This window comes from Arthrobacter monumenti (assembly GCF_054511255.1).
This window is the reverse complement of record NZ_JBTNCY010000003.1, coordinates 247,153-272,716: the sequence shown is the minus strand read 5'-3', so window position 1 is coordinate 272,716 and position 25,564 is coordinate 247,153. Positions and strand designations below refer to the sequence as shown.

Below are 25,564 nucleotides of genomic sequence, written 5' to 3'. Positions count from 1 at the left end.
GGACATCAACACCCGGCCCGCGGTAATGCCGCTTTCCGCCGCGGATTTTGTACAGTGTAGCCATGGCACAGCAACGCCCCATCGGATTCTGGCTCACGCTCGTCGACGGATTGATCAACGAGCAGTTCGACAACACCGTGGAAGAACACGGCGTCACCCGCCGGCAATGGCAGATCATGAATGTCCTCGCGGAGAACCCATCCACCGCGGCGGAGCTCGACCAGGCGCTGGCGCCGTTTTTCGCCCAGGAAGATGGCGGCACTTCCGCGGAACACATCGAGGAGCTGATCGAAAGCGGCTGGGTCGCGGCCGACGGCGGGTACTACATCCTGACCGACCTCGGCCGGAAGAGCCTGGAGGCCTTGGGCGAAGTCGTGACCCGCAACCGGGACCACATCACCGAGGGTGTCTCCGAGGAAGAATACGCCGCCACGTTGGACGTCCTGCAGCGGATGGCGCGCAATCTCGGCTGGAGCGAGTAGCCGGGCGCAGTCAGCCGGCTGAAGCTGCCAAGGCGATTATCGACGTCGTGATGCTGAGTACCACTGTGGCGTGCGCCCACGTGTACTCCCCCAGCGTCAGGGTGAATTCCCGCAGCAGGGTCGCTGGCAAGAGTCCCGGTGCGGAGAGCGAGCCCACCACGGCGGCCTTCAAACCCATCCGGCGGCAGATTCCCGCCGTCCTCAGCACATGAAAATCGCTGGTGACAACGACGACGGCGCCGCTGGCAACGCTTGCGCCGGCGGTGGCCACGCTCCCACCACCGCCGGCCTCCGCCTCCAGCAACGATTTGGTGAACTTGATGTTCTGCCTTGTGGTGGCAGCTTTTTCTTCGAGGATCAGGCGCTCCTGAGGCACTCCTTTCGCAGCGAGGTAGCCGGCCATGGCGGCCGCCTCGCTTCGGGTTTCCGCCCTTCCCGGTCCGCCGGAGACGATCAGCAAAGGGCCGGCTCCAGGCTTCGTGGCTTCGCAAATGCTGCAAGCGGCGTCAAGCCTGTCGGCCAGCATGGGGGAAACATTCCCCCTGTTCAATGCCGAGCCCAATACGATCACGACTCCGGCTTTGGGCGGGTGGCGCGGCCTGGAGAAGAAGAGTGAGGAGACCAGGAACACGGCGAACGACACCAGCAGATAAGCGATGACGATAACCAGTCCTGTCGCGACCAGAGCCGGCCCAGGACGCCCGTCCAGAAGCAGAATAACGACGGCGGCGCTTGCCACTGCGAGCGCGGCACCGGTTCCCAGCGAGCGGGCTCTGGCCGGGCCCCTTCCGCGTCGCCTGCCGCTGCCCGTGCTGTTGCCGTTACGCTGGATGCCGCCGGGGCCCGATCTGTTGCCACTGCTGAGCCCACTTGCGACCAGCAGCACGATCAGCGCCAATACCGAGAGGGTGGCCGGACCCAATACGGTCAGCATGAGGAGACTGCCGAATATGGAGTCGAAAAGGGAACTCCCTGCCGGCCCGGAATACATCCAGAGGTTCAGTGGGATCAGGGCGGCAAACAGGAATGCCGCGTTGCCGGGATCGTGGCGGGCGCGGATCAGCCCTGCGGCGAACAGCGCGAGGAAGACCGCACCAAGGATCAGCAGAAACACGCTTCCAGCCTAGAACGCCTGACTGGTCCTGCTGTTAAGGGTGGGCCCCGTGGGGCTCGAACCCACGACCCACGGATTAAAAGTCCGATGCTCTACCAACTGAGCTAGAGGCCCCTCCAGTCTGTACACCACCGCGAGCGCTGCCGTAAGACCGAAACCACTTTATCGCATAAGAGCGAACAGTATCGACTCGCCCCATGGCGGGTGCGGACGGGCGCAAGGGCAGACATTTTTAGGTCCGAGGAGTAGAGTCGCGGCATGAGCGAAGACGTCAGTTCAAACGCACCGCGGCCGCATAAGCCGAAGCCGTTTGCGCCTGCCGACTTTGAGCCATTTGCCGGTGGCGCCGACCCCGCGCGCGTTTCCGAAGCTGCACATCTCGCGGCCCAGGCACTCGTGCACCACGGCCGGGCCAGTGACGATCCGGAGGTAACCGAACGGCTCGTCAAACTCGCCGACGAACAAGGTCTTGAAGCCGTCGCAGAGCTCTGGGCGGAAAGCCCTCCCCGATCCCTGCCGGGTGCGCTGTGGCGGCTGTACGCCCTGCGCACCGCCGCGCAGCAGAATCCGGAGCGAATCTCGGCCTATTTCACGGCCGGCAAGGATGTTGCACAGGTGTCCAACGTTGTTGCCGGGGTTGCGGAACCGCCCGGCGCCGAGGAAGTCAAAACGATGGCCAACACCATCCTCTCCGGCGCTTTCGAAGGAGATTTCGACGTCGCTCTGGAACGGTCGGCCGCATTCTGCCGGGTGGTCGCACTCGGCCAGGCGACCATGGCCGACGACTCCGAGATGTCCAACGAACACCGGGCGTCAAAGCTCACGCGCGAATCCCACCAGCTCGTGAAAACCGCCGAGGACCTGGAGCACGCCGCTGCATCATGGCGCCGCGGAGAACTCGACTAGAGTTTCCCGAAGCCTCTCGCTGGTCCCGTCAGGATCCGGGCTACTAAGGCGTTCTATCCCTGGAGATTGCGAAACCGTGCCCCATAATGGTCCGCCGGCAACCGCGATTCCCCACCCGTAATGGTCCCGCGGAACGTCTCAGCATCGGGAGTTCCCAGCAATCCGCGCCGGCGCAGTTCGGGCGAGACCAACCGCGCGAAGTCCGTCAGATCGGCTGGCCGCACTGCACTTGAAAGGTTGAACCCGTCGATATCGCCGACGTCCTGCCACCGTTCGAGCTCATCAGCGACCGTCCGGGCTGAACCGATAAGGACCGGCCCACGGCCGCCAATACCGATGAAGCGCGCCAGCTCGCGTGCCGTCCAGGTCCTTGATGGATCCATGGTTGTAAAAGCGGCGAGCGCGGACTGATTACCTTCGGTCTTGATGTATTCCAGCGGTGCGTCCAAATCCACGTCACTGAGGTCGACGCCGGTCCAGCCGGCGAACAAGGCCAGCGCCGCCTCCGCATCGATGTATTCGGAGTACTCGTTGAACTTCCCTTGCGCTTCTTCATCGGTTTCGGCCGTAATAACCGTTGCCATCGCGAAAATCTTGACGGCGTCCCGCTGCCGCCCGGACGATGCAAGTCCATCCCGCACAGAGTCCACCCATGTCCGGGTCATTTCCGGTGTGTAGCCGCTGAAGAAGATGGCTTCCGCATGCTTGGCGGCAAATTCCCTCCCGCGGGAGGACGCGCCAGCTTGGAACAGCAGCGGTGTGCGCTGGGGCGACGGCTCGACCAACGCAGGGCCGGGAACCTGGAACGCGCTGCCTTGATGGCCGATACCCCGGACTTTCTCCGGGTCGGTGTAGACATTGGCCTCGGTATCCACGGTGACTGCGTCGTCGTCGAACGACCCCTCCAGCAGCTTATAGACAACGTCCATGTATTCTTCGGCCCGGTCATAACGCTCGTCGTGCGGTATTTGTGCATTCAGTCCGAGGTTGCGGGCAGCGGAATCCTGGTAGGAGGTGACGATGTTCCATGCCACCCGTCCACCGGTCAGATGATCCAGGGTGCCCAGCCGCCGCGCCAGCAGATAGGGATGCTCGTAGGTCACCGAAGCCGTCACGCCGAATCCGATTCTGTGGGTCGCCTGCGCCAGGGCGGAGACCAGCAGCATCGGATCAAGCTGCGGAAACTGGATGCCACCGCGCACGGATTCCTCCGCGGAGCCGCCGAATACGTCGTACTGGCCCAGGATGTCGGCGAAGAAGATGCCGTGGAAGCCGCCTTCCTCCAGGGTTTGGGCCAGTGAGGTCCAATAATCCAGCTCGGTGTAGCGCCGGCCCTCATCCCGGTGATGCCGCCATAGCCCCGGGGATTGATGGGATGGCACGAGCATTTCGAAGGCGTTGAACAGCAGCGGTTTTGGCACGAAGGTGCGCTCCTTAGAATTTGTCGGGAAGGTTCTTGTCCTGCGCGTACTCCCGCGCCGGATCCTTGGCGGCTGCGGCGGCTACCGCCGACAACGCGGCCAGCAGAGTGATGTAAGCGCAAATCAGCCAAGGCCCGCCGTTACCGAGTTGCAGCAGCGACGCGGCGACGAAGGGCGTGAGTCCACCGCCGAGCACCGCACCAATCTGGTACCCGAGGGAAACGCCGCTGTAACGCACGTTCAGCGGGAACTGCTCGGCAAACCACGCCGCCTGGACCCCATACATCGAATCGTGCAGGATACTGACTCCAACAAACATCACCAGCGGCAGCAGGACGAGCGGTCCGTGGTCGAGGAACCAGAAGAATGGCCAAATAAAGATGCAGGTGGCAATCGCGCTGGTCAGGGCGATCCGCCGTCGTCCGATCTTGTCCGAGAGCCAGCCCCAGAACGGCCCCCCGGCCAGTCCGATGGCGGACACGATCAGGATGGATGTCAGGGCCGAACTGTTGTCCCCGCGGCGTTCGGCCAAATACCCGATCACGTAGACGGTCAGCAGAACGTAGAGCCCGATTTGTCCCAGGCGCAGGCCAATCGTTACCAGCACCGCCCGCGGGTGGTTCCGGAGGACTTCCCGCACCGGCGAGCGCTCGACCTTGTTCTGGCTCTGCAGCTGCCTGAATTCCGGCGCATCTTCAACACCAAGGCGGATGTACAGTCCGACGGCGACCAAGACAGCGCTCAGCAGGAAGGGAATGCGCCAGCCGAAGGCGCTGAACTGCTCGGTAGTGAACACCGCCTGACTGATCGCAAATGCCCCCGTGGCCAGCAACATGCCGGCGGACGAGCCGACCTGCGTGAAGCTGCCGAACAGCCCGCGCATCTTTCGTGGCGCGTGTTCGACGGACAGCAGTGCCGAGCCGCCCCATTCGGCACCGGCGGACAGTCCCTGCAGCAAACGCAGCAGCACCAGGCCGACGACGGCGGCAGTACCGGCAGTCGCATAGGTCGGCAAAACACCGATCAGCGTCGACGCGATGCCCATGGTCAGCAGCGAAAAGACCAGCAGCTTCTTGCGTCCGATCCGGTCTCCGAGGTGGCCGGAGATGATTCCGCCCAGCGGCCGGGCCAGGAAGCCGACGGCAAAAGTGGCGAACGAAGCCAAAATACCGGCGACAGGCGAAGATTCCGGGAAGAACTGCTGGTTAAAAATCAACGCCGAAGCCATGCCATAGAGGTAGAAGTCGTACCACTCAATGGTGGTTCCGACGAAAGCCGAAGAGAGCACGCGCTTGTTCTCACGCAATTGTGTCAGTCCGGACGGGCGCTCCTGCTCAAGGGCGGGTTGGTTCAACACCATGGAAGTTCCTTGCATCATCGGGCACTCCGCCACGGAAGCGCCGTACTTGCCGGCGGAGTCCTGTCGCTCCACACCGGCCGAATCCTCACCTGGGGCACCCCACTACAGCGTCAGAGGGTTGCCGTCCAACAAACCAGGGTTTTAGCGTTGGAGCTCTTGATTCTGCGTGTCACGCTATTTCGCTTGGATGGATGAGACAAACTCACAGGAGTAACACAACGCAACATGCGCTAACCGACGCTGCCGATGGCCCACAGCGACTGCGGGGTCGTTCCGTTGACCTCGAAGTCGCCAATCTGTTTGGCCTTGAACACAATCGGATTGTGTGTCGCGGCTGTCCGGGCATTGCGCCAGTGCCGGTCCAGTTGCTTGCTCCGGCTGGTCGCGGAGGCCCCTAAGGTGTCGAATAGCTGATCGGCGGCGTCGAGGGCCAGACGTGGCACCATCAGCTGGGCCTTGTCCACCGCCAGCTCGCCACGTTCGTAGCGTTGCTGGTCGGTGAGGTTACGACTGGGGTCCCGCGCGATATCCAGTTCCCGCGCCGCTTGCAGCACTATCGCCTCAGCGGCGAAGGCCTTCGCTGAAATCTGTCCGACCAATTGGAGAATGAGCGGGTCCTCGCGTACCGGAACGCCGGAGCCGGTATTGAATGTACGCTGACGACTCTCCACCAAGGACCGGGCATCGGCCAGGACGGCCCTCGCGATACCGGCCTCCACAGCCAGGATGATGAGTTGGAAGAAGGATTGCTCATGGCTGGTCTTGCGGCTGCGGTCGAGGACGTGGTCGTCCTCGACCTTGACGTTACGGAACGTCGTCGTGCCTGTCCCTGTCAACCGCTGGCCGAAGCCATCCCAATCGTCGTCGAGGAGGACGTTGGGGTCGGCGGTGCTGACCAGTGCGTAAACCCTTTCGTCCTGCCCCTCCACAGCAGCAGTGACCGCTATCCATTCCGAGAAGATGCTGCCGGTGCTGTAGTACTTCTGACCGTTAAGGGTCGGACCATCGTCGGTCTTGCTGATCAACGTATTCATTGTGCCCAGGGCGTTGCCGCCGCGTTCCGTCGAGGCGTTCCCGACGATTTGCCCCTTGACAATACGCGGATACCACACGTCCTTCACCCGATCCGGGGCAAAGCTCAATTGCTCAACGAAACCATAGTGCGAACGGTAGATATGGGCGACATTCGAGTCCGCCTGGGCCAATTCGATCAGCAACTGGATGAAATCGGTGAAGCTGACTCCAAATCCGTTGTGCTCCCGTGGCACGCGCAGTGCGCCAAAGCCAGCTGCGTTGAGCCTCTTGATGGAATCGAAGGGTAATTCCCGGCTTGCTTCGCGTTGCACCGCCCCGGCGGCGATCTCCTCGAAAATCGGCCGGAAGCGGTCTGCAAGCTCCTCGAAGTCAGTTGCTTCTCCGTCCGGAAACCTGCCGTACGCTGCTGCCATGATGATCCTTTCGCGGCACGGCACCCGCCGGCGGCCGGGAGAACGCCTGCGCGGCAGCCGAAATCTCCATCGGTCCTGGCGGTAGCACCGGCCTGTATAGGTGGTTGCTGCGGCTTCGTCGATCCAGGTCTCTCGGCCGCTCGGGATGGTAGCTCTCATTCGACACCATGGACTTCCCTGAAACGAAACCACTGCCGAAATTTCACGTAATGCTTCGCTGAACACGGGTAGCTGCCGGGCCGCCGCCGTCGGAAAACCGGGCTGAAAGGGCGGCGTGACTGCGTCTCATCGATACGGGTGGGCCGTTCCTGTTGACAGGGTTCGGTCGAAGTAGAAGACTGAAGGTGGTGTCGAACCGTGGCAGCCCCGGGCTCCAACTGATAGCCGCTTCGAGCGGCCTTCCGCCGAGAGGCGCTCCCGGTTCGACACCATTTTTATGCCCTTTCCGGCACTGAAGTAAAGTGGTGCCCGCAGACATTCTGCACGCGTGAGCCCGGCCCGTGGCACCATTTTTCGACAGGTGAAGGTGATGCAAGTGAAGTTACGCCTGTTTCCGCAGGAAAACGCCGGACTGGACCTTCTGTCACAAATGGCCTCCCAGCTGACCCTTGGCGTACAGACCCTATCGGAAATTCTCGGGGCGTCCACTGACGACTTCGAGCGGTTGGCCGAGCAGATGCACCAGCATGAAGCGAAGTCCACCGATCTGCACTACGCCCTGATGACCTCCATGCGCACCAGTTTCATCAATCCCTTGCCGCGCGAGGACATGTACGCGCTGTCGAGATACCTGAACGAGGCGATGGAAAAGCTCGACGGCGCGGCCGAACTGATAGCGCTGTACCGGCTGGACCGGCTCTCGGCCCGAGCCACCGAGCAGCTCGAGGTCATTGGCCGGCAGGCTGAATTGACCGTCCAGGCGATGCAGCAGCTCGGCGAGCTCGACGATCTTGAGGATTACTGGCTGGAAGTCCTGCGCCTTGCCAAACGCGCGGAACGGACCCACCGGATCTACGTGTTCGAGCTGCTCAAGGACCACAAAGCCACCCCCTACGCCCGGCGACGGGACGTGGCCAACCAACTGGTCGACGTCACCAAGGAGATGCGGCGTGTAGCCACGCATGTCGGCAGCATCATCGTCAAGGAATCGTAGGTGGAACTGTTCCTGCTGGTGCTGGTCGTCGGCTTTGCCGGCGCTTTTGCCTTCATCAACGGGTTCCACGACGTCTCAAATTCGGTCACGACGGCGGTCCGCACCAGGGCCTTGACCCCCACCATCGCGGTGTTGCTGGCTGCCATCTTCAACCTGGTTGGCGCCCTGCTGGGCACCACACTTGCCCTGTTGATCAGCGACGAATGGATCAGCCTGCCGTCCGGTGCGGAAGGGCTGGGCATCCTGTTGGCCGGGCTGGCCAGCGCCTGCCTCTGGGGTCTGGGTACCTGGTGGCGGGGGTACCCGTCGTCGTCGACGCACGCTTTGCTTGGAGGCCTGCTTGGCTCCGGTTTCGCCTCCACGCTGGTGGGCGGGAACCGGGTGGGGAATACCGACTTATGGCTGCAGATCGTCCTGCCGCTGCTGCTCTCCCCGGTGGTTGCCTTTGTGCTGGCCTTCCTGCTCGTCTACCCCATCACCTGGCTCGCCCGATACAGCCAACCACGCCGGATTAATCAGCGGTTCCGAATGGCCCAATCGGTCTCCGCTGCGGCGTTCGCCCTTGGACATGGCCTGCAGGACGGACAGCGTTCGATGGCGGTAATCCTGCTGGGATTGATGGCCGCCGGTTTCGCTTCGGGCAGTGGCATGCCGCTCTGGGTGCAGCTGTTCGCAGCGACAACGATGGCGGTCGGGACGCTCTTTGGCGGTTGGCGGATCGCCCATACCCTGGGGCGCAGGCTGGTCCGGATAGATCCCATGCGCGGCAGCGTTGCACAGGGTCTGGGGGCAGTAATGCTCTTCGTCGGCGCCATTGGTCTGCACATGCCGGTCTCGAGCACGCACACCGTCGGTTCAGCCATTGTCGGTGCCGGCGCCAATCAACGATTCGACTCAGTCCACGTTGTCCTGGTGCTGAAAGTCGTGGCCGTTTGGATCATGACCGCTGGCGCCACGGCGCTCATGGGCGGCATCTTTTTCCTCGCCCTGAATCCCATTTTGTAAGCTGAGCGGCAGGGCGGTCAGCGGCCGGTCTTGGGGGCGAAGAAACGGGCAATCAACCGCGCAGCAAGATTCAACAGCATCACCATAATGATCAGGATCAACGCCGCAGCCCACGCCCGCTGAGCACTCGGATCCGGATTCGACGGCGACGTCGGCGTCAAAATCTGCGTATAAATAAACGTCGGCAACGACGCCATCCACCCCGAAAACACATTGAAATTAATCGACGTCGCAAAACCCGCCGTCACCAAAATCGGAGCAGTCTCCCCCACCACCCGCGCAATCGCCAACGTCACACCCGAAGCAATACCCGAAATCGCCGTCGGAATAACCACCTTCATAATCGTCCGCCACTTACGCACCCCCAACGCATACGACGCCTCACGCAACTCATTAGGAACAATCTTCAACATTTCCTCAGTCGAACGAACCACAACCGGAATCATCAACACCGACAACGCCACCGCAGCCACAAAACCAGTCTTCGTCCCCGGCCCCACCACCACGGCAAAAAACGCCACAGCAAACAAACCAGCCACAATCGAAGGAATACCCGTCATCACATCAACAAACAACGTAATCGCCTTCGCCAACCGCGTCCCCTGCCCATACTCAACCAAATAAACCGCAGCCAACAACCCCACCGGAACCGAAATCAACGTCGTCCACAACGTAATCAACAACGTACCCACGATGGCGTGATAGGCACCGCCCAGGACAGCCGTTCCGTTGGCCATGCTGCTTTCGTCATGCTGGCCGGTGATTCCACTCATCGACGTCCAGAAGAGGTTCGACGTCAGCCCGGGCAGGCCGTTCTCCAGCACCGTCCAAAGGACCGAGATCAGCGGCAGGACCGCGATGATGAACGCCCCATAGACCAGGCAGGTCGCCATTCGGTCCTTGGCCTTGCGCGCTCCCTCGACCGTCCACGAGATCCCGGTCAGCCCGGTCACGAAGAACACAGCGGTCAGGACAGACCACCCAAGGATGCTGAAACCGGTAAGGGTCATCACGGCAGAGGCGATAATCAGCGCTGCTGCCAGCACGACCCACGGTGCGTAGTTCGGCAGCTGCCCTTTGGTCAGCCGTGATTTTGTGCGCGTCAGCGTCTGGTTAGCCATTTTGTTGCTCCATGAAAGTGGGCTGGAAAACAGCGCCAGGGTGCTGGCACTGTTTTCCGGCGGTGGTACGTAACTGCGGCACCGCCCGCCCGGTCAAGTCGGGCGGGCGGTGCCAGCGTAGGGATGAATGCGCGGTTTCCCGGCTGTGTGGTTAGCCGGCCGCCGAGATCGAGTCGATTGCCGCGGTTGCCTGCTCGCGCAGCGCCGGAGACAGCGGGGCGCTGCCTGCCGATTCGGAGGCGTCCTGCTGGCCCTGCTTGCTGACGACGTACTTGCCGAAGGCTTTCACGAGTCCGGCTGTGGTCACGTCCTCATACTCGCCGCAGTAGATCTGGTAGGAAATCAGGACGATCGGGTAGGCGCCGCTTTCAGTTGTGGTGCGGTCCAGTTCCAGCGCCATGTCGCTCTCCCCGCGGCCCTCGACCGGAGTTGCCGCCTCCACGGCCGCTGCCGCGGACTCGGAGCTCAACTCGACGTACTCCTCGCCCACTTTTACCTGGACTGTGCCCAGCTCGTCGTTGACGGCGGAAGCGTCGGCATAAGTAATCGCACCGGGAGTGTCCGTGACAACGCTGACGACGCCGGAGGTTCCCTTGGCGTTCTCACCACGGAGGTCGGCGGGCCAGTTGCCGTCGGCCTCGGTGGTCCAGACATCCGGGACGTTCTCGTGGAGGTAATCTGTAAAGTTCTCCGTGGTCCCGGAGTCATCCGACCGGTTGACCGGAGTGATCTCCAGGTCCGGCAGGTCCGCATCCGGATTCTGTTCCGCGATAGCGTCGTCGTTCCAGTTGGTGATTTCACCGGCGAAGATTTTTGCCATGGTTTCCGCGTCGAGCTTCAATTCCCCAACACCCGGCAGGTTATAGGCGACGGCGATCGGCGAAATGTAGGCCGGAACCTCGACGATGTCCTCGGAGCTGCACACCTCCGCAGCCTGGGCGATCTCGTCTTCCGTCATGTAAGAGTCCGAACCGGCGAAGTCAACGGCACCGGCGAGGAATGCCTCCCGGCCAGCACCGGAACCATCCGGCGAATACTGCAAGGTCACACCGGAGTGAATCCCAGCGAAACCGGCCTTCCAGGCGTCCATTGCCGCCTTCTGGGATGAGGCGCCGGAACCGCTCAGCGTTCCTGTGAGCGAAGAGCCTGCGGTAGCGCCCTCACCCTCGGGCGCGGTGCCGGTCGCGTTGTCTGTGCCGCAGGCTGAGAGAGCCAGTGCGCCTGCTGTGAGAACGGCCGCTGCGCGGCCATATCGGAGAGCCTTCACTTAGTTGGTGCCCCTTCCAAGGTCCCGTGGAAACGATGCACGGTTCTGCACCGGTCCAGCTTTGTTCGTACACCTTTGAAGGTATTGAGCCCAGGTAACGGAACCCTCGGGGACAGGAGAACAATGGGTGAACGGCAGCGGTACTTTCGGTTCCGCCCCGTGGTTACCGGCTGGCGCTTCGGATCACTGCCACGATGGCAGCGATGAGCAATCCCAGCAGGAGCACGACAAGGGTCACCGGCGCCAGGAGCAGGATTAAAACCACGCACAGGACCACGATCGCCTTGGTCTTGGTGCTCGCCCCGGACCACCCGGCTTTGAAGGCCGCCCATACCGGGTTCTTACCCGACAAACCCGCCTGCAGGGCTCCGAAACCGGCGTTCATCAGTGGACCACCACCGGCGGCGAGGTCCTCAAGCTTGTCCGCGGCCAGATCACCAAGCGTGCCCCCGGCGAGATCCCCAAGCTTGTCCACGATCTCGTCGACGTCGACCTTTTCCACTATCTCTTCGATCTTATTCAAAGCCGCCGTCGTGAGCCCGGATACCGACGCTTCAAGAAGCTGCTGTGCAGAGGCCTTGAGCACCTCGAACGCCTCACCGACCGAATCATCGATGCCTTGAGTGGATCGGTTCAAGGTTCCTTGTGCTGCCGCCATGAGTGCCACCTCGTCCTTATGACTCCACACGCCTGGAAGGCCGGCTTCCCGGGCGGATCCCGACAAACAGCCATACACAATGATCCCACCCAAAAGGATCCTTAGCCACTGGCTTGTGGCCCTGTTCGGGCAGCGGAGCGGCCCGTTTTTTAGCCGAAGCGGCCGGAAACGTAATCCTCTGTCGACTTTTCCTTCGGATTGTTGAAGATATCCGTGGTGTCCGAGTATTCGATCAAGCGGCCGGGCTCACCGGTGCCTGCAATATTGAAGAAAGCGGTCTTCTCCGAAACGCGCGCTGCCTGCTGCATATTGTGCGTGACGATGACGACGGTGTAGTTGTTCTTCAATTCGTCGATCAGATCCTCGACGGCGAGGGTCGAGATCGGGTCGAGGGCCGAACATGGTTCGTCCATCAGGATGACTTCGGGCTGGACGGCGATCGCGCGCGCGATACATAGACGCTGCTGCTGGCCGCCGGAGAGCCCCGACCCTGGCTTCTCCAGCCGGTCCTTCACTTCTTTCCAGAGGTTCGCGCCGGTGAGCGAGCGTTCAACGATGTTGTCCGCCTCAGCCTTGCCGATGCGCTTGTTATTGAGCTTGATTCCGGCCAGGACATTGTCCCTGATGGACATGGTGGGGAACGGATTGGGCCGCTGGAACACCATGCCGATCTGGCTTCGCACCGTAACCGGGTCGACGCCGGCACCGTACAGGTTGTCGCCGTCGAGAAGGACTTCGCCTTCCACCCGGGCACCCGGCAGTACCTCGTGCATCCGGTTCAGCGTCCGCAGGAACGTCGACTTACCGCAGCCTGAGGGGCCGATGAAGGCCGTCACCGACCGCGCCTCTATCCTGATATTGACATCCTCGACGGCCTTGAAGTTGCCATAGAAGACGTTCAGGTCTTTGACGTCGATGCGCTTGGACATGTAGTTCCTTTACTGGTTTGTTTCTTTGTAATGGCGCGGTCAGCGGCCGGTCTTGGGGGCGAAGAACCGGGCAATCAACCGCGCAGCAAGATTCAACAGCATCACCATAATGATCAGGATCAACGCCGCAGCCCACGCCCGCTGAGCACTCGGATCCGGATTCGACGGCGACGTCGGCGTCAAAATCTGCGTATAAATAAACGTCGGCAACGACGCCATCCACCCCGAAAACACATTGAAATTAATCGACGTCGCAAAACCCGCCGTCACCAAAATCGGAGCAGTCTCCCCCACCACCCGCGCAATCGCCAACGTCACACCCGAAGCAATACCCGAAATCGCCGTCGGAATAACCACCTTCATAATCGTCCGCCACTTACGCACCCCCAACGCATACGACGCCTCACGCAACTCATTAGGAACAATCTTCAACATTTCCTCAGTCGAACGAACCACAACCGGAATCATCAACACCGACAACGCCACCGCAGCCACAAAACCAGTCTTCGTCCCCGGCCCCACCACCACGGCAAAAAACGCCACAGCAAACAAACCAGCCACAATCGAAGGAATACCCGTCATCACATCAACAAACAACGTAATCGCCTTCGCCAACCGCGTCCCCTGCCCATACTCAACCAAATAAACCGCAGCCAACAACCCCACCGGAACCGAAATCAACGTCGTCCACAACGTAATCAACAACGTACCGATCAACGCGTGGTACGCCCCGCCGATTACCGGCGCAGGGCCTTCCGCGGCCAAGTCGTCGAAGTTTCCGGTGACGCCGTTCATGGAGTGGAACAGGAAATGCGGCGTCAGCCCCGGGATGCCGTTGACCAACACCGTCCAGAGAACCGAGATCAGCGGCAATAGTGCCACGAGGAATGAGCCGACCACCAGGCAGGTGGCGAGCTTGTCCTTGGCTTTGCGCGCACCCTCGACCAGCAGCGATGCGAGGGACAACCCAAGGACGAACAGCACTGCGGCGAGCACGCCCCAGCCGAACGCGTTGAAACCGATCAGTGTCATGATGGCGGCACTGAGAATCACAGCGGTTGCCAACACCACCCACGCGGCGTATGACGGCAGCTGGCCTTTGGTGAGGTTTGATTTCCTGCGGGTCATTGTCGTGTTTGTCATTAGTTTGCCCCCGAGAATTCCTTATGCCGGGTAATGACCCAGCGGGCGACCAGGTTCACCGCCAAGGTGATCACGAACAGCACCAGACCGGCTGCAACCAGCTCGCTCAGGCGCAGGCCGTAGGCCTCGGGGAAGTTCAATGCGATCTCTGCCGCGATAGTGGAGTTACCCGTTTGGATGAGGCTGGCAATCAGCGGACCGGTGGAAAGCACCAGGGCCACCGCCATGGTTTCGCCCAAGGCCCGGCCAAGGCCAAGCATGACTGCGCTGATAATTCCGGGCCGGCCGAACGGGAGAACGGCCATCTTGATCATTTCCCAACGGGTTGCACCAAGCGCCAAGGCTGCTTCCTCGTGGAGCTTGGGAGTTTGCAGGAAGATTTCGCGGGAAATGGACGTGATGATCGGAAGGACCATCACCGCCAGCACAATGCCCGCCGTGAGCATGGTCTTTCCTGTAGCCGACGCCGGCCCGGCGAAAATGGGAATCCAGCCGGCGTTTTGCGCCAGCCACTGATAAATCGGCTGGAGCTCGTCCGCGAGGAAGGTAATGCCCCACACACCGTAGATCACCGAAGGAATGGCCGCCAGCAGGTCGATGATGTAGCCCAAACCCTGCGCCAGCCTCTTCGGCGCGTAATGGGAGATGAACAGGGCCACTCCCAATGCGATTGGCGTGGCGATGACCAGCGCAATGGCGGCGGCCATGACTGTGCCCACGACGATAGGCCAGATGTAAGAGAGGAACCCGTCCCCGCCCGTGACTTCCTCGGGGTCGGCGTAGAACGCGGGCAGCGATTGGGCGAACAGGAACACTGCGACGCTGAACAGGACAGCGAGAATCAGGCAACCGGCAACCAGCGCGGAGGTGGAGAAAACCTTGTCACCGGTGCGCCCGGGCGCTCCGGATCCAATCAGTGAATTCTTGGACACGTCACAACCCTTCGCTCATCCCCATTCGTGTATGCCGCTGTGGCAGTATGCATTATTCGACCACCTTCACGGACTCGATGGCTTCCTTTGCCTGCTCCGCGAGCGGCCGGGGCAATGGCGCGCTGTCCGCCGCCTTCGCCGCGTCCTGCTGCCCCTCTTCGCTCAGCACGTAGGATTCAAACGCCTTCAGGAGTTCGACCGTCATTTCCGAGTCATATTCCGTGCAGACTATGTGGTAGGAAACCAGGACGATCGGATAGGCGCCCGACTCGTCAGTGGAGCGATCCAGTTCCAAGGCAATGTCGTGTTCGCCGCGTCCTTCAACCCGCGTCGCTGAATCCACGGCTTCAGCGGCGGCATCGGGTGAGACCGACACGTATTCATCCCCGACCTTGACGCTGAGGGTGGTCATGGAATCATCGACGGCTGAGTCGTCGGCGTAGGTAATGGCGCCTGGGGTGTTGGAGACGACCTTGACTACCCCCGAGTTTCCCTTGGCGTTCTCGCCCTGCAGTTTTGAGGGCCAGGTGCCGCCCGGGTCTTCCGGCCAGACTTCGGAAGCCGCGCTCGATAGGTAGTCGGTGAAGTTTTCCGTAGTTCCTGAGTCGTCACTGCGGTTCACGGCGGTGATCTTCAAGTCCGGGAGGTCTGCGTTGGGATTCTGCTTGGCAATCGCTTCATGCTGCCAATTATTGATCTCGTTCCGGAAAATCAACGCGATGGTCTTTGGGTCGAGTTTCAGATTCTCGACGCCGGGAACATTGAACGTTAGCGAGATGGGAGAAATATAGACCGGGATGTCAATGGCACCGCCAGGGCCACAGACTTCCTTGGAAAGCTCGATCTCTTCCTCGCTGAGGTACTCGTCCGAACCGGCGAAATCCGCAGCACCTGCCAGCAGGGCTCCACGTCCGGCACCTGAACCGTCGGGGGAGTATTGGACGGTCACACCGGGATGTTCCTTGGTGAATCCCGTCTTCCAAGCATTCATGGCTGCGGCCTGTGCCGAGGAGCCGACGCCTGTCAGGATTCCAGTCAATCCGTCACTGCCCGCATCCGGGTTGTCCGCCAAGGGCGTTTGTCCCGTTGGATTATCGGACCCGCAACCGGTGAGGACCAGAGTCGTGGCGGCCAATGCCGCCGCGGCGATGCGCAGGCGGAGTGCCTTCACAAACGTTGCCCCCTTCCAGGGAATAGCCAGAGAGTGCACGCGCAAGCACCCTCGACAACAGTGAATGACTTAAGTGAACGGGAGGTTAACGGTGCCGGGATAGCAGTTAACAATATTGTCGCCTCACGTGCGCAAGCCTACTAGATGAGGTAATGGGCGTTCCTGGACCGTAACGGTCAGGAGTTACTGCGATACCGGCGAAGGTACTGCAATAGAGTGAAAGCATGGCCTCACGCAGCTCCGGCGCCGCCGCACGGTCGGCAGCATTCCTGCGCCGCCGCGGCCGCGTTGGCCTGCACCGCAGCCGTAACTCGATCCTGCCGGCGGTGCAGATCACTGTCTGCAGCGTTGGCGCCTACGCTTTCGCGCAGTATGTGCTAGGCCACGAGGGCCCGCTGTTCGCAGCGACCTCCTCAATCATTGCACTGGGATTCTCACGTGATCCACGTCTGCGCCGCGTGCTGGAAGTCGCTATTGGCTGCACGTTGGGCATTGCCGTTGGCGATATGCTCCTGCATCTGCTGGGCGTCGGGATCTGGCAGGCCGCCGTCGTCCTCTTTCTTTCCATCCTGTTGGCCCGCTTCCTGGACAGCGGAACCATCTTCACCACGCAGCTGGGGCTGCAGTCGCTGTTGGTCGTGCTGCTGCCGGCGCCCGACGGCGGACCTTTCACCCGGAGTCTGGACGCCGTCGTCGGGGGTGTCTTTGCGCTGCTGATCACCATGCTTGTGCCCAGGGATCCAAGGCGGGAGCCAAAGATTAACGTCAAGGAGCTGCTCGATGAACTCAGCCGGGTGCTGCGCGAAACGGCCGAGGCGGTGACGCGCAGTGAGTCGACCCGGGCCTGGCATGCGTTGGTCCGCGCCCGCAGCTGCCAGCCGATGGTGGACCGGCTTAACGCCACCCTCCGGGCGTCGCATGAGGTGGCGACGATTTCCCCGGCCTACCGGCGGCACCGCGATGAGTTGAACCGGCTGGAAAAGTCCCTGCATTTCATCGATCTGGCGATCAGGAACAGCAGGGTCTTCAGCCGCCGGCTCGCCTCCGTCATCAACAACGCAGCGCTCACCGAAGAAGCCGTCGAGAGCCTCGGCGAGCTGATCGAGGATACCGCCTCCGCCGTCGATACACTCGCCACAGCACTCAGCGAGGTCGATGCCGGTTCCCGCGAAAGTTATCTGCGCAAGGCACGCAATGAGCTCGGTGCGGTGGGCACCATCCTGCATCCAAAAATGCTCGGCATTAAGCGGCTCGAAGGCGAAGGCCTGGTCTTGCTGTACCGGCCGATGATTATTGATCTGCTGGAGGCAACCGGGATGAGCCACGACCAGGCACGCCGCTACCTGCCGGAGCTGTAAGCGACTCCCGCAACAAGCTGTAATCCCCTGCACGCAGGAAGAGGCCCTCCGTAGTGGAGAGCCTCTTCATTGATCAGCGGTGGACTATGCGGCCTGGTCCACCGGGGCGCCTTCCTTCAGCACCTCGATCAGCGCTGCCGGACGGTTCGTGATGATTCCATCCACATCCAGCTCAGCCAGCTCGCGCATCCGCGCGGGATCGTCGACGGTGTAGGGCCACGTCTCCATCCCGAAATTGTGCACGGCCTCGACGAATTCCTCCGTGACCCGGTTGTGATTCGGATTGATCTGATCAGCCCAGGTCGACAATTCTGCGATCCGTTCCTCCGACGGCGGTCCGCCCAGCAGCCCGGCGGGCACGGCAGGTGCCAACTGGTTGAATGCCTCCATGAACTCCCAGTCGAAGGACTGGACAACCAGCCGGCCGGACCGGGCGTCGGCATTGAGCCAGCCCTCGCCCTCGAGTTCTGCAACAATCTCTTCGGCAATACCGGGATAGAGGCTGGGGCTCTTGACCTCCAGCAGCAGACCGGCGCGGCCATGCAGGGTATCCAGCACTTCCTGCAGAGTCGGCACCTGGGTCCCGGCGAATTCCGCGCCGAACCAGGAACCGGCATCAAGTGTACGGATTTCCGCCAAGGTAAAATCGCCGACATTCCAAGGCGCACGTTCCGGATACTTCTCCTCGACGTCGGTCGTCCGGCTCAGCGTCGTGTCGTGGATGACGACCAGTTCGCCGTCGCTGGTCAGCTGGACATCGATCTCGACGAAGTCTGACTTCAGATCAGCTCCGACGTCGACGGCCGGCAGCGTGTTCTCCGGAGCCAAGGCGGATGCGCCGCGGTGCGCGACGGTGGTGACGCGCTCGTCGTGGCTCGCATTGCTCTGGGATACCTGCGAAGTCTGGGCCACTGCCCCGGTGGCGCCGGCGGTGAGGGTTGCAGCCACCAGCAAGCCGGTGAGGGCCGCTCGTGGAGCGCCCCGCCTGCTGCTGCGCCGACGGGTGGTGTGGGACGGAATCATAGGTGAGCCTCCTGCATCGGATTGTTCAACTTGTAGTGCGTGACCTGCCACACTCTGGCGTCTGAAGGTGGCGGCAAGTTAACCGGCGCCGGACACCGGGATGAATTGCGCGTAACTTTGTCGGGGCCGTCGGTTAGCCTGATGGCATGAGCACCAAGACCCGTACAAAGACCTCCCGCGCGCCCGGCTACCGTTGCGGCGAATGCGGCTGGACAACCGTCAAGTGGGCCGGCCGCTGCGGCGAGTGCCAGGCCTGGGGCACTGTCGAAGAAATTGGGCAAGTGACGGCGCGTACGACGGCGGCGGTCTCCGTGGCGGCGCCGGCGCAGCGGATAGCCGACGTAGACGCGTCGACTGCCGCTTACCGTCCCACCGGCGTGGAGGAAATGGACCGTGTACTCGGTGGCGGACTGGTGCCCGGCGCGGTGATACTGGTCGCCGGAGAGCCGGGGGTGGGCAAATCCACCCTGTTGCTGGATGTGGCGGCCCGGGTGGCGAATTCCGGCAGTGATGTGCTGTACGTAACCGGGGAGGAATCGGCCGCCCAGGTGAAGCTGCGCGCGGACCGGATCGATGCCACCGCCGACACCCTCTATTTGACCGCTGAATCGGATCTGGGGACCGCGCTCGGGCATGTGGAGCAGCTCAAGCCAAAGCTGCTGATAGTCGACTCGGTCCAGACCTTGAGCAGTTCGGATGTGGAGGGGGCGGCCGGTGGCGTCACGCAGGTCCGGGAGGCAGCGGCGTCATTGATTGCCGCGGCAAAGAAGTACGATATGACTACCCTGCTGGTCGGACATGTAACCAAGGACGGTTCCATTGCCGGGCCGCGGCTGCTTGAGCACCTCGTTGATGTAGTGTGCCAGTTCGACGGCGAGCGGCACTCCCGGCTGCGGCTGCTGCGGGCGGCGAAGAACAGGTATGGTCCCACTGATGAGGTCGGTTGCTTCGATCTGACCGAGGGCGGCATTGTCGGCCTGGCGGATCCGAGCGGGCTGTTCCTGTCCCGGACTGCCGAACCTGTTTCGGGAACCTGCGTCACGGTTACGGTCGAGGGCAGGCGCCCGCTCGTGGCGGAAGTGCAGGCCCTCCTGGCGACGACGTCTAATTCGCAGCCCAGGCGGGCGACCAGCGGGTTGGATAGTTCCCGGGTCTCGATGCTGCTCGCGGTGCTCCAGCAGCGCGGCGGTTACGGCCTTGCCGGTGATGATTGCTACGTCGCGACGGTGGGCGGAATGAAGCTTAGCGAGCCGGCAATCGACCTGGCTGTGGCACTTTCGCTGGCCTCGGCAAAACGGAACACACCCCTGAAAGACCGGCTGATTGCTTTCGGGGAAGTCGGCCTCGCAGGTGAAGTCCGGCCGGTGCCGGGGGTAAACCAACGGATCCAGGAGGCTGCGCGGCTGGGCTTCAAGTTCGCCGTCGTTCCCAAGTCACCCAATGGTTGTGGTCCGATTCCCAAGGGCTTCACCGTCGCGGAGGTTTCCAATCTCCAGGAAGCCCTGAATCTGCTCCTGCCGCAAAGCGAGGAAAGGTCTGTCGTTACGCCAATCCATCGTTGATCGGCTAAATCTCCTGCAACCGCACTAGTATTGGCCCAAGCACTTGAAGCGGGTGGACGCCTGCGCGCAGGAAGGAATGGTCGATGGTACGTACGCCCGAGGACTCGCTGAGGACAACGCTAGCGCGCGTTGCTCCCGGAACGGAACTGCGGGACGGGCTGGAACGTATCCTGCGCGGCCGGACCGGCGCCTTGATTGTGCTGGGCCTGGACCGGACCGTTGAGTCGCTTTGTTCGGGCGGTTTCGACATCGGCATCGACTTCAATCCGACGAGATTGCGGGAACTGGCCAAGATGGACGGCGCGATCGTCTGCGACAAGGATGCCAGCCGGATCCTGCGGGCCGGCGTGCAGCTGGTCCCGGACCCGAGCATCGACACCCAGGAATCCGGAACGCGGCACCGGACGGCCGAACGGGTGGCCAAACAGACCGGCCTGCCGGTGATTTCGGTGAGCCAATCCATGCAGATCATTGCCATCTACGTGGACGGCCTGCGGCACGTGCTCGAAGGTTCCGAACCGGTGCTGGCCCGCGCCAATCAGGCCCTCGCCACGCTGGAGCGCTACCGTGCCCGGCTGGATCAGGTCACCAACTCACTTTCCGCTCTCGAAATTGAAGCGATGGTGACCGTCCGCGATGTTGCCATCACGCTGCAGCGCCAGGAAATGGTGCGCCGGATCGCCGAGGAAATCTCCCAGTACGTGCTCGAGTTGGGAGTGGACGGACGGTTGCTGTCGCTGCAGCTGGAAGAGCTTACAACGGGTCTTGGACCGGGCAGTGAAATGGTCATCAGGGATTACCGGGACCTTGGTGGGGAGGTCAGCGACGTCGATGCCGCCATGAACCGGCTGACCCAGCTCAGCTCGACGGACCTTATCGACCTGGGCAAGATCGCCAGTGTTGTCGGGTTTCAACCGGGAACCGATTCACTTGATGCAGTGGTCCAACCCCACGGCTACCGCTTGCTATCCAGCATCAAGGCGGTTCCGCGGGCAGTGGCAGACCGGCTCGTGGATCATTTCGGCGGTCTGCAGAATCTGATGGCCGCCAATATCGACGACCTCATGGCCGTGGATGGCATCGGCGAACAGCGGGCACGCACGGTCCGCGAAGGTCTCTCCCGGATTGCCGAGGCCAGCCTTCTCGACCGGTTCATGTAACCGTTCGGTCAGTTGAGCTTGAAGATCGTCTCTTCGCTCGTCCACTCGCCGATCTTGGTGACCAACATGTATGTGCCCGGCATCGGGTTCGCATCCACTGTGTCGCACCCCGGAGCGGTCCGGTTACGGTCCCAGATAAAGTTCGCCTTTTCGGACTGTCCCGGTTCCAACGTCTGGAAGTTGTCCGTACCATCAACCTGGCAGTCTGCCGAGGAGAAGATCCTGTCCTCACCGCTGGTGATCAGGAATTCCATTTCCGATGTTCCGAGATTGACCTTGCATTCCGACTCGCCCTCATTCGAGATGGTGAGGGTAAGCACCGGCTTTTCGTCGGGGGTGTAAACGGCCTTATCCGTCGAGGCACTGACGGCGATACTGCTTTCGTCGCAGGTGGAGTCGGCCGCGGCCTCAGTACTGGAGTCGGAAGCAGGCCCATCCTCCCCGTCCTCGTTCGCGGCGTCGTCGTCCTCTTTCGCCTTGGAGTCGTCGCTGTCCTTCGCCGCATTATCACCCTCGCCGGCCGCAGAGTCATCGTCCGTTCCGGCCGAAGCACCATCGCTGTCCTTCGCGGACGAGTCATCATTTGATGCCGGCGCCGGTTTAGGATCTGGTTTGGCTGCCTGTTGCTGACTTGCCTGTCCCGCCGCCCCCTCAGTGGTTGCGGCGCCGAACATGCTGGCAATAACGATGCCGCCTGCAACCAGGGCGGCGACCAGCAGGAGCGCGATAATGCCCGCCACAAGACGGCGCCGCCGATACACCGCCGGGCTGGGCCTGCGCATCGTTGGCGCACCGCCTGGACGGCCAGGTGCGGCGCCGGGACGCGGACCTGGATTGCCCGCTCCCGTATTCGACCTTGGTGTCATGCCTTAAGGCTAGGGAGAATACGACCGATGTCACCCGCACCACGCCGGTCAAGCACGATATGTTCCTTGCCTGCACCTAGAATTGATAACGGTGAAAAACGCAGTTCTACACGGGAAGATCCGTGAATGGTTTGCCCGCGAGGCGCGGGACCTCCCTTGGCGGCACCCCGGATGCACTGCCTGGGGCGTCCTGGTCAGTGAGTTCATGCTGCAGCAAACCCCGGTTGTACGGGTCCTGCCGCGGTGGCAGGAATGGATGGAACGTTGGCCCCGACCGGCGGATTTAGCGGCCGAGCCCAGCGGTGAAGCGGTGCGGGCGTGGGGACGGCTCGGATACCCCCGGCGCGCGCTCCGGCTGCATGGTGCCGCACTCGCGATCGTCGAACGCCATGACGGTGCAGTCCCCGGAAGCTACGATGAGTTGCTCCAGCTCCCGGGCGTCGGAACCTATACCGCCGGCGCGGTAGCCGCCTTCGCCTTCGGCCGCCGTGAGACGGTCGTCGATACCAACATCCGGCGGGTTCACGCCCGGCTCGTCACCGGTAACGCTTTGCCGGAACCGGCCCTGACTTCAACCGAAACGCGACTTGCCACATCCTTACTGCCCGGGGACAGTGCCGAATCGGTGACCTGGAACGCCGGGGTGATTGGGCGCCCTGGTTTGTACTGCGCGATCTCCCCAATGTGGACAATGCCCGCTGCAGGACGACTGCGCCTGGCTCGCCGCTGGACGTCCGGAACCGCACTATGTTCCCAAGGGCCAAGCGTGGGCCGGAACCGACAGGCAGGTACGGGGCGCAATGATGGCGGTGCTGCGGGCAGCCGATGCACCGGTGCTGGCTGATCTGCTGATGCGTCCGGCTGAAATCATGCTGACTCCGGAGCGCCACGGTGTTGGGCGGCATCTAGACAAGCTGCATGCGTTGAACGCGGACACCGCCCAGCTGGAACGTGCGCTGGCGGGACTGCTCAACGACAAGCTGGCCGAGCAGACCGACGCGGGAGTGCAACTGCCAGCTTAGCCTTCTGCACCTGCAGGCTCAGCCTGCTGCAGCTGACGACGCCCCCTGCCCGGGCTGATGCCCCGTGGCCCGCGTCCTTACAATTCCCCGAAACCGTCCGCTGCTTCTGCGAGTACGAAGTCGACGGCCTTTTGCGCCTCGGCACCGGAGGCGTGCACGCTCAGCGTCTGCCCCTGCTTCAGGCCAAGCGTCATCAGCAGCATGACTGATTTCGCATCCACGCCGTTGATCATGATGTCCGCATCCATCGGCGTCAATGCCTGGGCGAGGGCGGCCGCCGGACGCGCGTGCAGGCCCATTGGATTAATCAGTTCGAACTCCCCGGATGGTTCAGCGCCGGAGGTGGCGGCCGGTGCCGGTGTTGGCGCCGGTGGGATGGCCGTCTCGGCCGCCCGGGCCACCGCATCAAGTTCAGCGCCGGTCTGGGCAGAAACGGCGGCGGCTATTGCGCCTTCAACCAGAGGAACGCCGGGCAGGAGCCGGATCCGTTTTTGCTGGTCCTCGTCAAGGAATTCCAGCACCGACTCGGTTGTCATAACTGCCGAGCCAAGGTCGGTGAGGATCAGCAGGCCATCGCCCGAATCCGCGCTTTCGATTCCAGCCTGGATCTTCTCAAAGCTGGTGCCGATGCCGCCGTCGTCGGTTCCCCCGGCGGGTACCAGATCGACGTCGGAGGCCATTTGGGCAGCCAGTTCACAGATGCCCTCGGCTATTTTTTCGCTATGGGAAACGATCAGAAACCCTACGCTCACGCCTTGTCCGTCCCGCCGTTCCCGGTACCAGTCTGCTCAAGCGCGTCCACAGCGGCCTGCAGCAGCAAGGCGCTGGAGACCGCGCCCGGATCCCGGTGTCCGGCACTACGTTCGGCCAGGTAGCTGGCCCTGCCCTTGCGGGCCACCAGTGGATCGGTGGATTCTGCACCCGTCTGCGCAGACTGCGCCGCGGCTTTGAGCACCTCGGCCGCGCCTGCTCCGTTTCCCGCTGCTTCGGCCGCTGCGTCAACGGCCGGTGTCCAGGCGTCGATCATGGTCTTGTCGCCAACCTCGGCCTTGCCACGGGCGACGACACCGTCACGCGCAGCGGCGAGCGCTTCGGCCAGCTTGGCGCCATCGATCTCCTTGGCATCGCCGCAGGTGGTGGCCGCACGCAGATAGGCCGTACCGTAGAGCGGACCGGCTGCACCGCCGACCTTGGACATCAGCGTCATCGCAGCCAGTTTGAAGTAGGCACCGGGAGTGAACAGTGGCGACTCATCGAGCTTTTCCACTATCGCCGCGAATCCACGATCAAGGTTTTCGCCGTGGTCACCGTCGCCAATGGCACGGTCCAGATCGTTGAGTTCCTTGCGGTGTTCCGAGATAACCGCGGCGGCGGCACGCAGCCACGCATCGGCCCAGGCTGCATCAACAATTCCAGTCATACTCACACTCCCCAGCGCAGCGCGGCCGTGTGGACCGGTGAATCCCACAGTTCGGTCATTTCATCGTCGAGCCGCAGGATCGAAATCGAAGCTCCCTGCATCTCCAGGGCGGTGATGTAGTTACCCACCAGTGAACGTTCAACAGTTATGCCCTTGTCAGCCAGCACCTTCGCTGCGTGCCGGTAGGCGATATACAGCTCGCTGGCCGGGGTTCCGCCCATTCCATTGACGAAGAGCAGCACCTTCGCGCCGTCGTCGAGCTTCAGGTCACTGAGGACCGGCTCCAGCAAGCGGTCGACAATTCCGTCGGCGGGTTCCATCGCTATCCTGTGCCGCCCGGGTTCGCCGTGGATGCCGATTCCGATCTCCACCTCGTCCTCGCCGAGTTCGAAACTTGGCTCGCCGGCGTGCGGGACGGTGCAGGAGCTCAGAGCCACACCCATGCTGCGGACGTTGTCGTTGACCCGGTTTCCAATGGCAGTAACGGCATCGAGGTCATCACCACGCTCGGCGGCGGCTCCTGCGATCCGCTCCACCAAGACCGTTCCGCCGACCCCGCGCCTGCCGGCCGTGAACAACGAATCCTCGACGGCGACGTCGTCATTGACGAGCACCGTCCGGACCTCCACGCCTTCGGCCCCAGCCATCTCGGCGGCGGTTTCAAAGTTCAATACGTCGCCGGTGTAGTTCTTCACAATATGCACGACGCCGGCACCACCGTCGACTGCCATCGTCGCCGGGATGATCTGGTCGGGAGTCGGCGACGTGAACACTGGCCCCGGAACTGCGGCGTCGAGCATCCCCCGTCCGACGTATCCGGCATGCAGAGGCTCGTGGCCGCTGCCGCCACCGGAGACCAGTCCGACCTTGCCCTTCACGGGGGCATCCTTGCGGGTTATGTAGGCAGGGTCGGCATTGACTGTCACTAAGTCCTGATGGGCCATGCCGAACCCCTCAACGGACTCCGAGACCACCGATTTTGGATCATTGATGAGTTTCTTCATGCTGTTGCCACTCCCATCAGCTGCGTCGGATCAGCCCGA

The 25,564-nt window shown here is 62.3% G+C and carries 23 protein-coding genes, 1 tRNA gene, 1 pseudogene and 2 riboswitches; of the genes and pseudogenes, 8 read left to right on the top strand and 17 right to left on the bottom strand.

Translation table 11 applies throughout. The annotated features are described in order from the left end of the window. Positions 1–62: 62 nt before the first annotated feature. Positions 63–482, top strand: coding sequence for a MarR family winged helix-turn-helix transcriptional regulator (locus tag ACX80B_RS06045; RefSeq protein ID WP_459294094.1), 420 nt, complete (start codon positions 63–65; stop codon positions 480–482). Positions 483–492: 10 nt separating this feature from the next. Here ACX80B_RS06045 and ACX80B_RS06040 read toward each other — a convergent pair whose 3' ends face one another. Next, positions 493–1,596: a YdcF family protein gene (locus tag ACX80B_RS06040; protein ID WP_459294092.1), complete on the bottom strand. Its 1,104-nt coding sequence runs from the start codon at positions 1,594–1,596 to the stop codon at positions 493–495. Positions 1,597–1,637: 41 nt separating this feature from the next. Continuing rightward, positions 1,638–1,710: transfer RNA gene (locus ACX80B_RS06035), tRNA-Lys, on the bottom strand. Between the two features lie 144 nt (positions 1,711–1,854). Here ACX80B_RS06035 and ACX80B_RS06030 point away from each other — a divergent pair. Then, positions 1,855–2,502, top strand: a complete 648-nt coding sequence (locus ACX80B_RS06030) for a hypothetical protein (RefSeq protein ID WP_459294090.1) — start codon at positions 1,855–1,857, stop codon at positions 2,500–2,502. Between the two features lie 53 nt (positions 2,503–2,555). On the opposite strand, the gene ACX80B_RS06025 is transcribed toward ACX80B_RS06030, so the two are convergent. From ACX80B_RS06025 to ACX80B_RS06015, 3 genes are all read right to left on the bottom strand, one after another. Beyond that, positions 2,556–3,923, bottom strand: a complete 1,368-nt coding sequence (locus tag ACX80B_RS06025) for an LLM class flavin-dependent oxidoreductase (protein ID WP_459294088.1) — start codon at positions 3,921–3,923, stop codon at positions 2,556–2,558. A 13-nt stretch (positions 3,924–3,936) separates the two neighbouring features. After that, a complete protein-coding gene (locus ACX80B_RS06020; RefSeq protein WP_459294086.1) occupies positions 3,937–5,355 on the bottom strand; it encodes an MFS transporter in 1,419 nt (472 codons plus the stop codon). Further along, positions 5,321–5,445: riboswitch (SAM riboswitch) on the bottom strand. (Overlaps the previous gene by 35 nt.) Before the next feature lie 68 nt (positions 5,446–5,513). Beyond that, positions 5,514–6,731: an acyl-CoA dehydrogenase family protein gene (locus ACX80B_RS06015; RefSeq protein WP_459294084.1), complete on the bottom strand. Its 1,218-nt coding sequence runs from the start codon at positions 6,729–6,731 to the stop codon at positions 5,514–5,516. A gap of 63 nt (positions 6,732–6,794) precedes the next feature. Then, positions 6,795–6,883, bottom strand: a riboswitch (SAM riboswitch). A gap of 383 nt (positions 6,884–7,266) precedes the next feature. On the opposite strand from ACX80B_RS06015, the gene ACX80B_RS06010 reads away from it, so the two are divergent. Next, positions 7,267–7,884, top strand: coding sequence for a DUF47 domain-containing protein (locus ACX80B_RS06010; protein WP_459294082.1), 618 nt, complete (start codon positions 7,267–7,269; stop codon positions 7,882–7,884). Next, the gene (locus tag ACX80B_RS06005) at positions 7,885–8,889 is read left to right on the top strand and encodes an inorganic phosphate transporter (protein ID WP_459294080.1); all 1,005 of its coding nucleotides are present in this window, start codon (positions 7,885–7,887) and stop codon (positions 8,887–8,889) included. It abuts the gene before it with no gap. A gap of 17 nt (positions 8,890–8,906) precedes the next feature. Here the strand turns inward: ACX80B_RS06005 and pstA (ACX80B_RS06000) are convergent, their stop codons facing one another. From pstA (ACX80B_RS06000) to pstS (ACX80B_RS05970), 7 genes are all read right to left on the bottom strand, one after another. Further along, entirely contained in the window at positions 8,907–10,010 is a 1,104-nt protein-coding gene (gene pstA / locus ACX80B_RS06000; RefSeq protein WP_459294078.1) for a phosphate ABC transporter permease PstA, read from the bottom strand. Positions 10,011–10,161: 151 nt separating this feature from the next. Then, positions 10,162–11,277, bottom strand: coding sequence for a phosphate ABC transporter substrate-binding protein PstS (pstS, locus tag ACX80B_RS05995; protein WP_459294076.1), 1,116 nt, complete (start codon positions 11,275–11,277; stop codon positions 10,162–10,164). Positions 11,278–11,440: 163 nt separating this feature from the next. Then, positions 11,441–11,935: a hypothetical protein gene (locus tag ACX80B_RS05990; protein ID WP_459294074.1), complete on the bottom strand. Its 495-nt coding sequence runs from the start codon at positions 11,933–11,935 to the stop codon at positions 11,441–11,443. A 149-nt stretch (positions 11,936–12,084) separates the two neighbouring features. Next, positions 12,085–12,864: a phosphate ABC transporter ATP-binding protein PstB gene (pstB, locus tag ACX80B_RS05985; protein ID WP_459294072.1), complete on the bottom strand. Its 780-nt coding sequence runs from the start codon at positions 12,862–12,864 to the stop codon at positions 12,085–12,087. Between the two features lie 39 nt (positions 12,865–12,903). Next, entirely contained in the window at positions 12,904–14,007 is a 1,104-nt protein-coding gene (gene pstA / locus ACX80B_RS05980) for a phosphate ABC transporter permease PstA (protein WP_459294070.1), read from the bottom strand. Continuing rightward, the gene (gene pstC, locus ACX80B_RS05975) at positions 14,007–14,939 is read right to left on the bottom strand and encodes a phosphate ABC transporter permease subunit PstC (RefSeq protein ID WP_459294068.1); all 933 of its coding nucleotides are present in this window, start codon (positions 14,937–14,939) and stop codon (positions 14,007–14,009) included. The genes pstA (ACX80B_RS05980) and pstC overlap by 1 nt, the downstream gene beginning before the upstream one ends. A gap of 52 nt (positions 14,940–14,991) precedes the next feature. Further along, the gene (gene pstS, locus ACX80B_RS05970) at positions 14,992–16,110 is read right to left on the bottom strand and encodes a phosphate ABC transporter substrate-binding protein PstS (RefSeq protein ID WP_459294066.1); all 1,119 of its coding nucleotides are present in this window, start codon (positions 16,108–16,110) and stop codon (positions 14,992–14,994) included. 224 nt (positions 16,111–16,334) lie between these two features. On the opposite strand from pstS (ACX80B_RS05970), the gene ACX80B_RS05965 reads away from it, so the two are divergent. Next, a complete protein-coding gene (locus ACX80B_RS05965) occupies positions 16,335–17,468 on the top strand; it encodes an FUSC family protein (RefSeq protein ID WP_459294064.1) in 1,134 nt (377 codons plus the stop codon). A gap of 84 nt (positions 17,469–17,552) precedes the next feature. Here ACX80B_RS05965 and ACX80B_RS05960 read toward each other — a convergent pair whose 3' ends face one another. Further along, a complete protein-coding gene (locus tag ACX80B_RS05960; RefSeq protein WP_459294062.1) occupies positions 17,553–18,491 on the bottom strand; it encodes a glycerophosphodiester phosphodiesterase in 939 nt (312 codons plus the stop codon). Positions 18,492–18,637: 146 nt separating this feature from the next. On the opposite strand from ACX80B_RS05960, the gene radA reads away from it, so the two are divergent. Beyond that, positions 18,638–20,053 (top strand): DNA repair protein RadA, encoded by a 1,416-nt coding sequence (gene radA / locus ACX80B_RS05955; protein ID WP_459294060.1) that lies wholly within the window; start codon positions 18,638–18,640, stop codon positions 20,051–20,053. A gap of 83 nt (positions 20,054–20,136) precedes the next feature. Next, a complete protein-coding gene (gene disA / locus ACX80B_RS05950; protein ID WP_459294058.1) occupies positions 20,137–21,213 on the top strand; it encodes a DNA integrity scanning diadenylate cyclase DisA in 1,077 nt (358 codons plus the stop codon). Positions 21,214–21,221: 8 nt separating this feature from the next. Here disA and ACX80B_RS05945 read toward each other — a convergent pair whose 3' ends face one another. After that, positions 21,222–22,079 (bottom strand): hypothetical protein, encoded by an 858-nt coding sequence (locus tag ACX80B_RS05945; RefSeq protein ID WP_459294056.1) that lies wholly within the window; start codon positions 22,077–22,079, stop codon positions 21,222–21,224. Between the two features lie 205 nt (positions 22,080–22,284). On the opposite strand from ACX80B_RS05945, the pseudogene ACX80B_RS05940 reads away from it, so the two are divergent. Then, positions 22,285–23,101, top strand: a pseudogene (locus tag ACX80B_RS05940) (HhH-GPD family protein). A 77-nt stretch (positions 23,102–23,178) separates the two neighbouring features. Here ACX80B_RS05940 and dhaM read toward each other — a convergent pair. Genes dhaM through dhaK form a run of 3 tightly spaced genes read right to left on the bottom strand, consistent with a single transcriptional unit; the run spans position 23,179 to position 25,525 of the window. Then, on the bottom strand, positions 23,179–23,853 hold the full coding sequence (dhaM, locus tag ACX80B_RS05935; RefSeq protein ID WP_459294054.1) for a dihydroxyacetone kinase phosphoryl donor subunit DhaM: 675 nt from the start codon (positions 23,851–23,853) through the stop codon (positions 23,179–23,181). Continuing rightward, complete coding sequence (dhaL, locus tag ACX80B_RS05930; protein ID WP_459294052.1) at positions 23,850–24,521, bottom strand: dihydroxyacetone kinase subunit DhaL; 672 nt, start codon at positions 24,519–24,521, stop codon at positions 23,850–23,852. Before dhaL ends, dhaM begins: the two co-directional genes overlap by 4 nt. A 2-nt stretch (positions 24,522–24,523) precedes the next feature. Beyond that, positions 24,524–25,525, bottom strand: a complete 1,002-nt coding sequence (dhaK, locus tag ACX80B_RS05925; RefSeq protein ID WP_459294050.1) for a dihydroxyacetone kinase subunit DhaK — start codon at positions 25,523–25,525, stop codon at positions 24,524–24,526. Between the last annotated feature and the right edge of the window lie 39 nt (positions 25,526–25,564).

Excerpts from the sequence above, each read along its gene's own strand:
- pstA (WP_459294078.1), bottom strand. The coding sequence starts at position 10,010 with ATGGCTAACCAGACGCTGACGCGCACAAAATCACGGCTGACCAAAGGG.
- radA (WP_459294060.1), top strand. The coding sequence starts at position 18,638 with ATGAGCACCAAGACCCGTACAAAGACCTCCCGCGCGCCCGGCTACCGT.
- dhaK (WP_459294050.1), bottom strand. The coding sequence starts at position 25,525 with ATGAAGAAACTCATCAATGATCCAAAATCGGTGGTCTCGGAGTCCGTT.
- pstA (WP_459294070.1), bottom strand. The coding sequence starts at position 14,007 with ATGACAAACACGACAATGACCCGCAGGAAATCAAACCTCACCAAAGGC.
- ACX80B_RS06015 (WP_459294084.1), bottom strand. The coding sequence starts at position 6,731 with ATGGCAGCAGCGTACGGCAGGTTTCCGGACGGAGAAGCAACTGACTTC.
- ACX80B_RS06030 (WP_459294090.1), top strand. The coding sequence starts at position 1,855 with ATGAGCGAAGACGTCAGTTCAAACGCACCGCGGCCGCATAAGCCGAAG.
- ACX80B_RS05960 (WP_459294062.1), bottom strand. The coding sequence starts at position 18,491 with ATGATTCCGTCCCACACCACCCGTCGGCGCAGCAGCAGGCGGGGCGCT.
- ACX80B_RS05990 (WP_459294074.1), bottom strand. The coding sequence starts at position 11,935 with ATGGCGGCAGCACAAGGAACCTTGAACCGATCCACTCAAGGCATCGAT.
- ACX80B_RS05965 (WP_459294064.1), top strand. The coding sequence starts at position 16,335 with ATGGCCTCACGCAGCTCCGGCGCCGCCGCACGGTCGGCAGCATTCCTG.
- ACX80B_RS05945 (WP_459294056.1), bottom strand. The coding sequence starts at position 22,079 with ATGACACCAAGGTCGAATACGGGAGCGGGCAATCCAGGTCCGCGTCCC.
- dhaL (WP_459294052.1), bottom strand. The coding sequence starts at position 24,521 with ATGACTGGAATTGTTGATGCAGCCTGGGCCGATGCGTGGCTGCGTGCC.
- disA (WP_459294058.1), top strand. The coding sequence starts at position 20,137 with ATGGTACGTACGCCCGAGGACTCGCTGAGGACAACGCTAGCGCGCGTT.
- ACX80B_RS06045 (WP_459294094.1), top strand. The coding sequence starts at position 63 with ATGGCACAGCAACGCCCCATCGGATTCTGGCTCACGCTCGTCGACGGA.
- pstB (WP_459294072.1), bottom strand. The coding sequence starts at position 12,864 with ATGTCCAAGCGCATCGACGTCAAAGACCTGAACGTCTTCTATGGCAAC.